General features: G+C 52.4%; 14 protein-coding genes. 5 read left to right on the top strand and 9 right to left on the bottom strand.

The genetic code is table 11. The annotated features are described in order from the left end of the window. Positions 1 to 81: 81 nt before the first annotated feature. The 8 genes from NP590_RS09355 to NP590_RS09320 all read right to left on the bottom strand — a co-directional run bounded on the left by NP590_RS09355 (position 82) and on the right by NP590_RS09320 (position 7,304). Complete coding sequence (locus tag NP590_RS09355) at positions 82 to 354, bottom strand: oxidative damage protection protein (RefSeq protein ID WP_256602097.1); 273 nt, start codon at positions 352 to 354, stop codon at positions 82 to 84. Then, positions 338 to 1,405 carry an A/G-specific adenine glycosylase gene (mutY, locus tag NP590_RS09350; protein ID WP_256602096.1) on the bottom strand — a complete coding sequence of 356 codons (1,068 nt, stop codon included), beginning with the start codon at positions 1,403 to 1,405 and terminating at the stop codon, positions 338 to 340. Before mutY ends, NP590_RS09355 begins: the two co-directional genes overlap by 17 nt. Positions 1,406 to 1,519: 114 nt before the next feature. Continuing rightward, complete coding sequence (locus tag NP590_RS09345; protein ID WP_256602095.1) at positions 1,520 to 1,819, bottom strand: hypothetical protein; 300 nt, start codon at positions 1,817 to 1,819, stop codon at positions 1,520 to 1,522. Positions 1,820 to 1,961: 142 nt separating this feature from the next. Further along, positions 1,962 to 3,548: a glutamine-hydrolyzing GMP synthase gene (gene guaA, locus NP590_RS09340; protein ID WP_256602094.1), complete on the bottom strand. Its 1,587-nt coding sequence runs from the start codon at positions 3,546 to 3,548 to the stop codon at positions 1,962 to 1,964. A 90-nt stretch (positions 3,549 to 3,638) separates the two neighbouring features. After that, positions 3,639 to 4,619 carry a class I SAM-dependent methyltransferase gene (locus NP590_RS09335; protein WP_256602093.1) on the bottom strand — a complete coding sequence of 327 codons (981 nt, stop codon included), beginning with the start codon at positions 4,617 to 4,619 and terminating at the stop codon, positions 3,639 to 3,641. 59 nt (positions 4,620 to 4,678) lie between these two features. Further along, a complete protein-coding gene (guaB, locus tag NP590_RS09330; protein ID WP_256602092.1) occupies positions 4,679 to 6,145 on the bottom strand; it encodes an IMP dehydrogenase in 1,467 nt (488 codons plus the stop codon). A 77-nt stretch (positions 6,146 to 6,222) separates the two neighbouring features. Continuing rightward, a complete protein-coding gene (locus tag NP590_RS09325; RefSeq protein ID WP_256602091.1) occupies positions 6,223 to 6,705 on the bottom strand; it encodes a hypothetical protein in 483 nt (160 codons plus the stop codon). An 11-nt stretch (positions 6,706 to 6,716) separates the two neighbouring features. Continuing rightward, entirely contained in the window at positions 6,717 to 7,304 is a 588-nt protein-coding gene (locus NP590_RS09320) for a CPBP family intramembrane glutamic endopeptidase (protein WP_256602090.1), read from the bottom strand. Between the two features lie 89 nt (positions 7,305 to 7,393). Here NP590_RS09320 and NP590_RS09315 point away from each other — a divergent pair, with 89 nt between their 5' ends. The 5 genes from NP590_RS09315 (at position 7,394) to NP590_RS09295 (ending at position 10,808) form a co-directional block, all read left to right on the top strand. Continuing rightward, positions 7,394 to 7,666 (top strand): YcgL domain-containing protein, encoded by a 273-nt coding sequence (locus NP590_RS09315; protein WP_256602089.1) that lies wholly within the window; start codon positions 7,394 to 7,396, stop codon positions 7,664 to 7,666. A 93-nt stretch (positions 7,667 to 7,759) separates the two neighbouring features. After that, complete coding sequence (locus NP590_RS09310; protein WP_256602088.1) at positions 7,760 to 8,779, top strand: DUF2333 family protein; 1,020 nt, start codon at positions 7,760 to 7,762, stop codon at positions 8,777 to 8,779. Positions 8,780 to 8,783: 4 nt separating this feature from the next. After that, positions 8,784 to 9,086 carry a DUF4389 domain-containing protein gene (locus NP590_RS09305; RefSeq protein WP_256602087.1) on the top strand — a complete coding sequence of 101 codons (303 nt, stop codon included), beginning with the start codon at positions 8,784 to 8,786 and terminating at the stop codon, positions 9,084 to 9,086. 3 nt (positions 9,087 to 9,089) lie between these two features. After that, entirely contained in the window at positions 9,090 to 10,181 is a 1,092-nt protein-coding gene (gene dinB / locus NP590_RS09300; protein WP_256602086.1) for a DNA polymerase IV, read from the top strand. 90 nt (positions 10,182 to 10,271) lie between these two features. Continuing rightward, the gene (locus NP590_RS09295) at positions 10,272 to 10,808 is read left to right on the top strand and encodes a C40 family peptidase (RefSeq protein WP_256602084.1); all 537 of its coding nucleotides are present in this window, start codon (positions 10,272 to 10,274) and stop codon (positions 10,806 to 10,808) included. Between the two features lie 303 nt (positions 10,809 to 11,111). On the opposite strand, the gene NP590_RS09290 is transcribed toward NP590_RS09295, so the two are convergent. Continuing rightward, the gene (locus NP590_RS09290) at positions 11,112 to 11,864 is read right to left on the bottom strand and encodes a DUF5765 domain-containing protein (protein WP_256602083.1); all 753 of its coding nucleotides are present in this window, start codon (positions 11,862 to 11,864) and stop codon (positions 11,112 to 11,114) included. Positions 11,865 to 11,927: the final 63 nt, after the last annotated feature.

Raw genomic sequence — 11,927 nt, 5'->3', positions numbered from 1 at the left:
CCCGGGATTTGACTTAAAACAAGTTCCTCCAGTTTGAAAAATATTTGAATTCAAACTGGAGAACAACTTTAATAAAAAAGATCAGTTTGGGGTAGGTACATAGCCTTCCGGTGCTTCAAATCCGCCGGCAAACAGGAATTTTTCGCGCTCAGCTTCTAAAATCTTTTTTGCGGCCGGGTCGAAACTGGCCAGACGACGTTCGTTAATGATCATGGTTTGCATGGCCAGCCATTCTTTCCAGGCCTGTTTGGAAACGTGATCAAAAATGCGTTGACCGTTAGGGCCAGGAAATGGAGGTGTATCCAAGCCTTCCGCTTCAACACCCAGTTTTACGCATTTAACCATTCTCGTCATAATAATCCTCTGTGTAATATTGTTGCAGCAGGCGCTTGATTGGCGCCGGCAGCCCTAAGAAATCGATCTCGCCGGATTTATACCAAACCGTTCGCCCGGCTTCCATCACTTTGTCAATGGGGTTATCCACTTTAGCCAATATCGGAACGTAGTCCAAGTGATAATGCGAAAAAGTATGTCGTTGGTTAGCCAGAACGGTTGGCTCAATCAACCGATAGCCTTTTTGTTTGCACCAATCCACTAATAGCGGATGATCGGCAAATTCCGGCAAACTCCACAAGCCGCCCCATATTCCGGTAGGAGGGCGTTTTTCCAGTAAAATTCGTCTTTCATTGTCTTGCAAAACCAGAAAATAAGCTCGCTTGATTGGCAATGTTTTTCTTGGCTTGGGTTCCGGCAATTGATTGACTAAGCCGAGACGGTATGCCTGACAACCGTCGATTATGGGGCAAATCCCGCAACGAGGTTTGCTCCGCGTGCAAAGGGTTGCGCCCAAATCCATCATGGCCTGGGTGTAATCGCCAGCGCGCCGGCCCGGCGTATATTGGCTGCTGAGGGCCCAAAGTCGGGCTGTAACCCTGCTGTCGCCCGGCCAGCCATGCACGGCATGAAAGCGAGTTAATACCCGTTTGACGTTGCCATCCAGTATAGCTTGGCTTTGGCCGCAAGCGATACTGAGTATGGCCCCGGCGGTGGAACGTCCGATGCCGGGCAAGGCGCTAAAGTCTTCCACGGTTTGCGGAAATTCGCCGCCATTGGTGGCGATTATTTGTGCCGTCTTATGCAGGTTTCTGGCACGGGCGTAATAACCCAGTCCAGCCCAATGTTGTAAGACTTCGTCCAACTCGGCGTCCGCCAAGTTTTTAACAGTTGGGAAGCGCGCCATGAATCGATTGAAATAATCAATAACGCTGGCCACCTGAGTCTGTTGCAGCATTATTTCCGACACCCATACGCGGTAGGGGCTGATGGCCTGTTGCCAAGGCAAATCCTTGCGGCCATGTTCATCGAACCAAGCTAGGAGCTTTTGCTGGAACTGTTCGGGGGGCATGGGAATTAGGCGAAGGGTGGACTGCGCAATCTTAAAGCCTAGTAGCGTCGGCAACATCTGACATTACGCAAATGTATAAATATGTAGCCAGAGATTGGATATCTTTCTGCCGCGTTAGTGAATCAAGATGTTATCCACACAGCGAAAATTTAATTCCGCGCGCGCGTATTTACGGAAAAAGCGACTTTCTCTAACCTTTAGATCAACTGTTTCTACATTTCTTTTTCTGTCACCGCAGAAATCCGTAGCCTCCTCGTATACTTTTGCTTTTTCCCATGAATCCGTTGAAAGTAGCGGGAACAAAAGTGAAAATGGTTGGCTATGAGCAACCATATAGGTGTCTCTATCTGTTGATACAATTCCTGTGCTGCAACCGGTTAAAGCCAGCGCTGAAGCAACAATAATTTTCTTCATTCATTTTCCTCCTGAGAAGTTGCGTAAATTTTGACCAATCAAATCGATTTACAACCACGACTTATTGCGTTAAAAGAGTTTGGAATATGTGCCAACGCCAAATAGGCAATTAAATTGTCGCGGAATTAATTGTCCGGAAATTTTATTCCCACTCAATCGTAGCGGGCGGCTTGCCGGAGATGTCATAAGTAACACGGGAAATGCCCGCCACTTCGTTGATAATCCGACGCGAGATCAAATCCAGAAAATCGTAAGGCAGATGCGCCCAGCGGGCAGTCATGAAGTCTATGGTTTCCACCGCGCGAATGGCGATGACGTAGTCGTATTTACGGCCGTCGCCCATCACGCCGACCGATTTCACCGGTAGAAATACCGCGAAGGCCTGGCTGACCTTGTCGTACAACTCGTGGCGGTAAAGTTCCTCGATGAAGATGGCATCTGCTTGGCGCAATAAATCGGCGTATTGTTTTTTTACTTCGCCCAGGATGCGCACGCCCAGGCCGGGGCCGGGGAAAGGATGGCGAAAGATCATGTCGGCCGGTAGGCCCAATTCCAGGCCCAATTTACGCACTTCGTCCTTGAACAGTTCGCGCAGTGGCTCAACCAGTTTCAAGGTCATGTTTTCCGGCAGGCCGCCGACGTTGTGGTGCGATTTGATCAGGTGGGCCTTGCCGCTCTTGGCGCCGGCCGATTCGATCACATCCGGATAAATAGTGCCTTGCGCCAGCCATTTGGCATCGGTGAGTTTGCCGGCTTCCTCGTCGAAAATTTCCACGAACAGACCGCCGATGATTTTACGTTTGGCTTCCGGGTCGTTGACGCCGGCCAAGGCGTCCAGATAACGTTGTTCCGCATCCACGCGGATGACTTTGATGCCCATATGTTGTGCGAACATCGCCATGACTTGGTCGCCTTCGTGCAAGCGCAGCAGGCCGGTGTCGACGAATACGCAGGTCAGTTGCTCGCCTATGGCCTTATGCAACAGGGCGGCTACCACGGATGAATCAACACCGCCGGACAAGCCCAGAATGACTTGGTCGGCGCCAACTTTTTCTCGCACGGCGGCAATACTATCTTCGATAATGTTGCTGGCATTCCATAAGGCTTGGCAGCCGCAGATATCCAACACAAAACGGCTCAAAATCCGTCCGCCCTGCTTGGTGTGGGTGACTTCCGGATGGAATTGCAGCGCATAGAAGTTTTTATCTTCGTCGGCGATGCCAGCGATAGGCGCGCCGTCGGAACTAGCGATCAATTTGAAGCCGGCCGGTAACTCAACCACCCGGTCGCCGTGGCTCATCCACACGTCCAGCAAGCCGTAACCTTCCGGTGATGCGTGGTCTTCTATGTTCAACAACAATCTGGAATGCCCGCGAGCGCGAATCTGTGCATAGCCGAATTCGCGGTGGTCGGACGATTCGACCTTGCCGCCAAGTTGTTCGGCCATGGTCTGCATGCCGTAGCAAATGCCCAGTACCGGAATGCCGAGTTCGAAGACGCAGGCGGGAGCCCTGGGAGTATCGCTGCTGGTGACGGTTTCCGGGCCGCCGGACAGAATAATTCCCTTGGCGCCAAAGTTTTTGACTTCATCGGCGGAACAGTCGCAGGAGTATATTTCGCAATAGACACCTATTTCACGGATGCGGCGGGCAATCAGTTGCGTGTATTGCGAGCCGAAATCGAGGATCAGGATTTTGTCGGAATGGATGTTGGCGTGGGCTTGTGTCACGGTTGGGCCTTCGAAGATATGAAAAATAAAGCCATTTATGCAATGGCTTGCCGCCCAAGGCATTGCCTTACGGCGGCTTCGGATGAGGGTTTAATTCGATTTGCACGACTGGTAGAGTTGGTCGAGCAAAGCCTTGTTATTGTCAAAATTCTTCAGGGCAATTTTTTCCGATAGGGCTCTGCCCATGCGTTGAACAAAGCGCTGGTAAGGCGTGGCGGTCAGAAAATGCGCGGTGTTGGTATGCCCATGCACAATGGCTTGGATGCGGGCGGCATTGCCCTCTATCCGTAAATCTTCCAAGGCGGAGTTGTTTGCGTTGGCGCGCTGGAAAAAAATCGTCATATTACCGCCGTCCGCGGAAAACAAATGGCTGTGTTCCATCAAGCCGGCTTTCTCGCCCATTTTGCGCAGGGTCTCCAGATTGAAATTGTAGAGGTGCGCTTCATGGAAGGTGCTTTTCGGTGCCTGACAGGTGGCTTCTATGCTGGGTACTTCCACAACCAATATGCCGTCGGGCTTTAACCAGCTACGCAAATTGCGCAAAACCAAGCTGGGATCTTCGGTGTGTTCGAGGACGTGCCAGATGGTGATCAGGTCGAAATGTTCGGTGGGTAGCGTAGCGTCTTGAATGAAGCCGATTTGCAGGTTTAAACCGTATTCGGCCGCTGAATATTCCGCATAGCCCTTGTTGGGCTCTATGCCTTGAAGATCATGACCCAAGGACTTCAGCAGGTAGGCGAATTCGCCGCCGCCGGTGCCGACGTCGAGGACCTGTTTTGAGTCCCGCAAAAAATGTTTGATTTTGGCATGGCGGTCCAGCGCGATTTTGCCGGCCCGCAAAATATGCTTGGGTTTGGGGGCGTAGGTGTTTTTATATTCGACCCTATAATCATGTTCGTAAAACTGCCTGGGATCGTGCGGAAACGGATCGCTCCACACCAGGCCGCAGCTGTTGCAGATCACGCTGCGCAAGGGGCCGCCGTTTCTGCTTTGAGTAGCTAATACCGAAACATCGTGACCGCCACATAAATTACACGGCAGCGAGGATGTTATAGCTTGGGTTTGTTGCATGAATTTACTCCAAAATTCAGTCCCGAGGCGGGACATGGATATGCCTTGAGTTCAAGCACTCAATTCATATGATAATTCGGCGCTTCCTTGGTGATGGTGACGTCGTGGACATGGCTTTCGCGCATGCCGGCACTGGTAACTCTGACGAACTGGGCGTTTTCGTGCATTTTTGCGATGGTGGCATTGCCGGTGTAGCCCATGCTGGAGCGGACGCCGCCGAGCAACTGGTGAATGATGGCCAGCACGCTGCCTTTATAGGGCACCCGGCCTTCGATGCCTTCCGGCACCAGTTTTTCCACATTTTCGGTGGCTTCCTGAAAATAGCGGTCGCTGGAACCCTGCTGCTGTGCCATGGCGCCTAGTGAACCCATGCCGCGATAGGATTTGTAGGAGCGGCCCTGGAACAGTTCAACTTCGCCAGGTGCTTCCTCGGTGCCGGCAAACAGACCGCCCAACATCACCGCGTGCGCGCCGGCCGCCAAGGCCTTGGCCACATCGCCGGAATAACGGATGCCGCCATCGGCGATCAGCGGAACGCCCGTGCCTTTCAGGGCCGCCGCGACGTTGGTGACGGCGGTGATTTGCGGCACGCCGACGCCGGCGACAATACGGGTGGTGCAGATCGAGCCCGGACCAATGCCGACCTTGACGCCGTCCGCGCCGGCTTCCAGCAAGGCTTTGGCCGCTTCTGCGGTGGCGATGTTGCCGCCAATCACTTGTACTTGCGGGAAATTCCGTTTGACCCAGCGAACTCTGTCCAACACGCCCTGGGAATGACCGTGCGCCGTATCGACGATGATGACATCGACACCGACGGCGACCAATGCCGCCACCCTTTCTTCGGTACCGGCGCCGGTGCCGACTGCCGCGCCCACCCGCAGGCGCTCCTGTTCGTCCTTGCAGGCATAGGGGTTGTCCTTGGCTTTTTGAATGTCTTTAACCGTAATCAGTCCGCGCAAATGAAAGTCATCGTTAACCACCAGCACCTTCTCGATGCGGTGTTTGTGCAGCAACTCAATGGCTTCCTTATGGCTGGCGGACTCGTTGACGGTCACCAGACGTTCCTTGGGGGTCATCACCGAGCGGACGGATTCGTCCAGCCGAGTTTCAAAGCGTAAATCTCGGCTGGTGACGATGCCGACCAGTTCTTCGCCATCCACTACCGGTACACCGGAAATATTCTTGGCACGGGTCAGTTCCATCACCTCGCGCACGGTCGCATTGGGTGACACGCTGATGGGGTCTTTTATGACGCCGCTTTCGTATTTTTTGACCCGGCTGACTTCGGCGGCCTGTTGTTCGGTGGTCATGTTTTTATGAATGATGCCGATGCCGCCTTCCTGGGCGATGGCAATGGCCAGACGGGCCTCGGTAACGGTATCCATTGCCGCTGAAACCAAGGGAATATTCAGGGTGATATTTCTGGTCAGCTGGGTTTTCAGTTCCACTTCGCGCGGTAACACAGCCGAATGCGCCGGTATCAATAAAACGTCGTCAAACGTAAGCGCTTCCTGAATGATTTTCATGAGTACACCTGAGCTAAAATTCGAAATAGCAGCGTATTGTACAGCCTAACGGCTGCGCCGACAAAAGCGGAAATGCTTCAGGTTTTGCGGTATTGGCGGTTTGGAGACGACAAGGCATCAAGGATGCTTTGCAGTTCCTCGCGCTTGGGTTTGTGTAGGTAAACGCCTACCGCGCCCAACAGGGTGAAAATATATAAAGTGTTAAAGTCGTCGCCCAGCACAAACATGATAAAACCGAACAGGCCGACGATTTCCACCATGGATTGGGTAACGAGGATGGTCACCAGATAGCGCTGGCCGGCGGTTTTCTTGCCGGGCATGGTCTGGTTCAGGCGCAACAGAATGTGGCGTAGCAGATTGGTCAACGGGAACAGGACGATGGCGACTATGTATAAAATGGTGCGAAGCACTATTCGTTGCGGCTCGTCCAAGGGGTGGCGGATTTCGTCTCCCCACAGCTGGCCGAGCAAATTGTATATCAGTAAAGAAGATAACATGGCTAAGCAGATCAGCCAGTGGGGTTTCAAGGCGTTTGACTGTTCCATGGAGAGATTGGGCATGAGAAGGCTCTTTAAAGGCTGTTTCGATAGTTGCGTAAAATAACAAGGAAGGCGATGAAATCATAAAAGCCGTGGATCACGATAGGTGTTAGCAGATTGCGTTCTCCGCCATAATCCAGACTGATGCCTAAATATAAGCCCATCAGCAGAGCCAGTAAGGCATATAAGGGGGTGACGGCATGCGCCAGGGCGAATGCCGCGTTGCTGAGCCATAAGCCCGCCGTCATGCCCAGGCTGTTTTCCAGCCAAGGTTGCAGGGTGCCGCGAAATAATACTTCCTCGGAAAATCCGGCAATGGTGGCCAGGATCATCAAGTCGGTCCAATGGTGGCGGTACAGGCGGGGGCCCAACGTCTCCAGCAACAGCGCTTTAATCCTCCGCAGCGCCCGCGGGGGCGCCTCTTGCAAGGCAAAAAATAACAGCAACAAGGGGAGGGTGAGCAGCAGGCCGTGCAACAGAGCCCGCTCGTCCCAGGCGAGTTTGTCAAAAGGATCTATATCGACCAGCCAGCCCAAGGCAATGGCCGCCAAGGTCAGGGCGGCTTCGAAATAACAAGCCACGCTAAAAAAAGTGGAGGCTGATTGAGTGGAATGCGGCATGGGATAAGGTTTGTGTTGGAGAAATCCGGCCAAAAATTTTAGCGAAAAACCGTTAAACTTGGCGGCATTTGTTTGCGAGGGGTAATGCGATGTTATGTTTTATCTATAAAAGCTTAAAAAAAGAAGAACTTTATTTGTATATGGATAAAAAAGATGATTTTTCCGCGTTGCCGGAAAGTTTGCTCAATAGTTTCGGATCATTGCAATTCGTCATGGAATTGGAGTTGTCCGCCGTGCGTAAATTGGCCAGGGAGGATGTCGTCAAGGTAATCGCCAGTCTTGAAAGCAAGGGGTTTTACGTGCAGATGCCGCCTGTAATGGTGTTGTCGCCATTGAGAGTTGCCAATACTCAGCTGCACTGAAATCGGATGTCATCCAGATAAACCGTGCTACCATACGCGCGGAAAAGCGGTTGATTGCTCACATAATTATTTAGTCGAATCAGGATGCAATACATGTCGGATAGTCCACAAGCTTACGAAGACGCGAAGTCTAAAGGCATACTCTGGGGTTTTGGCACACTGGTAGGCGTAGTGGCAATTGTTATGCTGTTACTGGGCGAATGGTGGAGTCGCGAGCCGGAGCAGTTCAATGTCCAGGACGAAGCCGTCGAGCGTATGAACGTCACCCATACCGATCAAATGCCGATTGGTTATGTTTATGCCAATACCTTGGCGCATATCGCGGAGACGATACTCTTCAAACCCGGCGGCTATCTGACCAATGACGTGGCGCCTCCCGGCCTGTTTTGCGATAACATCCAAAACTGGGAATACGGCGCCCTGGTGATGTTGCGGGATGCGACAACGGCATTGCGCAACCATTTTGCCCGCGATCAGTCGCAATCGGCTGAAGACCCCGATCTGGCTCAGGCGGAACCTTACTTTTATTACGAGCACAATTCCTGGGCCTTGCCTTCCACCGAGGCGGAGTACGTAAAAGGCGTCGAAGCGTTGCATAAATACATGCTGCGTCTGCAAAATCCTACGTCAACCTCCAAGGCCGCCCAGTTTCACTCTCGGGCCGACAATTTGTGGCAATACACCGAGGTGGTGATCAAGCGCCTGGGCGGTTTGTCCACCCGTCTGGCGGCCAGTACCGACAAGTTCTCCGGCGCGATGCACGGCGACCCCGCCAATCTTATCAATGCCAATATGCCGACCATAGGCCAAACTCCCTGGATGGAAATCGACAACGTGTTTTACGAGGCTCGCGGCGCCTGCTGGGCGTTGTTGCATATCCTGAAAGCCATCAAGCACGATTTTTCCGATATTTTGCTGGACAAACGGGCCATGAATACCCTGGATAACATGATTCAGGCTTTGGAAAACGCTTTGACGCCAACCCTGAGTCCCGTGGTTCTGAATGGCGACGGATTCGGAATGTTCGCCAACTACTCTTTGGCCCTGGCCAACTATATTGCCCGCGCCAATGCCGCCGCGCTGGATTTGCGGGACGTAATGAACAGGGGGTAATGCGGTGCGGGAAGAGATCAACGAAAACCTGAAACGCGTCGCTACCTGGAAGCGTATTATTTTCATGTTGATTTATGCCGTCATCGATAGCATCGTCAAACTGATGCTGTGGCTGGTGGTGCTATTGCAAGTGGGGTCGGTGCTTATAACCGGTGCCACGAATAGCAATATTTTGGGTTTTGGCCGCAGCTTGGCTACCTATCATTACCATATTCTGTTGTTTTTGACCTTCAATACCGAGCAACTGCCGTTCCCTTTTTCCGATTGGAATCTGACAGCCGAACTGGAGTCGCCGGACAAATCCTGAAGCATGCACCAATCGCCGCGCAAAATCATCCATATCGATATGGATGCCTTTTATGCCGCGGTGGAGCAGCGCGATAATCCGGCCTATAGAAACAAGCCCGTCGTGGTGGGCGGTAAGCCGGATTCGCGTGGCGTGGTTGCCACCTGCAGTTACGAGGCGCGGCTGTTCGGAGTACATTCCGCCATGCCTTCGGCGCGCGCCGCCCGACTTTGTCCCCAAGCCATTTTCATTAAGCCGCGCTTCGACGTTTACAGGGAGGCGTCGGAAAACATTCGTGCCATTTTCAGTCGATATTGCGATTGCATCGAGCCGTTATCCTTGGACGAAGCGTATCTTGACGTCAGCGACAGCTCTTATTTTAAGGGCTCGGCGACATTGCTGGCCAAACATATCAAGCGGGAGATATATCGCCAGACCGGCCTGATTGCCTCGGCCGGTATTTCCTATAACAAGTTTTTGGCAAAACTCGCTTCGGATCTGGACAAGCCGGACGGATTGCGTGTCATTACCCCGGAGCAGGCGTTGGCAGTCATGGCAAAATTGCCTATCGGAAAGTTTCATGGTGTTGGCCCCGCCACGGAAAAGAGAATGCGCGATTTGGGCATTCAAAACGGTTGGGATTTAAAACAAGTCTCCCTGCCGATGCTGCAGCAATATTTCGGTAAATCCGCCCGGCATTATTACGATATTGCGCGCGGGATAGATCATCGGCCGGTTAATGCGCACCGGGACCGAAAATCCATTGGGGTCGAAACCACATTTGCCGAGGATATCGACGACGCGCAAATCATTCTCTTTCATCTGCAAACATTATTGAGTCAGGCGCTTAACAAGCTTGCGGAAAAAAGACTGCTGGCTTATACCTTGACCATCAAAGTCAAGTATCGGGATTTTGTGCAAGTAACCCGTGGGCGAACCTTGCCGCAAGCCATTGCGGATACGAACGATAACGTTCCGTTGTTGATTGATTTATTGAGAAATACCGCTGTCGGCGAGAAGAAAGTCCGCTTGCTTGGCGTGAATTTGTCGACATTGCAGCCGTGCCGATATGTGGATGAATGCAGGCAGTTGGATTTGTTCAGCAGCCTGCTTTAAGGTTTGCGGGCTGCCAAGAAATGTCGGGTAGAGGCAAACAAGTTGAATCGGTCTATAATTGGCGGCGGTAACCTTTTGATATTTGGAAAGATGGCAGCGCTATTTCGGTATAAATCGACATTCCCCTTGGTCTTGGTCGCGAGCTTGTTGGCGGGCTGCGCCGGTACGGAAAAGGTGCCGTTGAATGTGCCTTTCTCCGCTGCGGGTAATACCCGCGCGGCGCTGGATGCCTTGCAGTTGCAGGGGCAGCCCTACGTTTATGGCGGCACGGCGCCCGAACAAGGTTTTGATTGCAGCGGGCTGGTGGTGTATGTCTACAACAAACAGGGGATAGTGTTGCCACGCACCACCCAGTCCCTGGTGCAACAGTTGCCGGGAGTTCGGGCGGAACAACGCCAACCCGGCGATCTGTTGTTTTTCAATACCGAAAAACCTTATTCTCACGTCGGCATTTATGTCGGTAACGATGATTTCGTACATGCGCCCAGCGCGCGTACCGGCAGGGTAATGGTATCCAGTCTACGGAATCCGTATTGGCGGGAGCGTTTTATGGCTGTGCGGCGCCCCCAATTTCTGCAGGGCTTGTCGCTGAATGTCGACGGTGAAAATAGCTGCCGATTAAATTGAATGATCTATAAGCCCTCATCGTTATACACAAGTCACTCGAACAGTGGCGAAGCCATCAAAACCCCTCTCCTGTTGGAGAGGGTAGGGTGAGGAGAGTCAAAATAAAGCATTTTGGTGATTCAAATTCTCCCCCCCCCCCCTCCCCCCCGCCCTCTCCATCAGGAGAGGGAGCTAAACGCCACCATAATGAGGCTTGGTGAGGCATGAAAAAGGGTTGCCCCATGCAAATCGAAATGTGTATAACGACGAGCTATAAGCCGTGACGGTGGGTCAGGGTTGCTCCGAGCCCACCGAATAGTCGCGCTACAAACTGTCGCCCACTTCGCGTTGATAAAACGGCCATTTTTTGACGTGCAAATGTTTTCTGATCGGGGTTTTGATGACCGATACGCACAAAGCAATCGAAAACAGGCACCAGACCGCGCAATACTCATTCGGATCGTCGGTGGTGATGTCGGAAATCCAGGGTCCGATCAAATAATGAAAACCGACAAAGCGCCATGAACCGTAGACGATGGGCAAGTAAAACGCCGCCAGAATATAAGAAAAGGCATGCAAGCCCCAGTTAAAGCCGAACAGCCATTCCACCGGTTGCGACATCAGACCGTTTAACGGCATTTGCCAAGCGATATGCCAAGCCCCGGAGACCGAGCAGGTCTGTGCGCCGCAAAAGCCTTCCACGCCCGGCACGCACTCGCCGGCCCAGGCAAACGGATACATCTTGATCAGCATCGCCAATGAACTGATGGAACACAAGGCATACACCGTGGTACGGATTTTCAGTTTGACGCTTTCGGGAATGAAGTACATCGCCACCATATTCACGAAAAACGGCTGGAAGGCGATGTGTAAATAGCCGAGCAAGGTCAGCACCTGATTGTTGGGATTGTCGCAGAGATTGATGTAGACATAGGTAGCTGCCTGTAATAATTCCATCAAGGCAAAATATGTCAGCGGAATCCACAGTTCTTTGGATTCTCCTTTATAAGCTACATATACGGCGGTTGTTAAACCCGCGGCGGCTAGAACGCCGGACGCCTCTCCACTCCAACACATTGCAATACCCTCTATAGTTATTATGATTATCGCTACGCTACGGGCTTGGCCCGCAAAACTGCG

The organism is Methylomonas subterranea (genome assembly GCF_024505185.1).
GTDB classification, from domain to species: Bacteria; Pseudomonadota; Gammaproteobacteria; order Methylococcales; family Methylomonadaceae; genus Methylomonas; species Methylomonas subterranea.
This window is presented reverse-complemented; position numbering and strand designations above follow the sequence as displayed.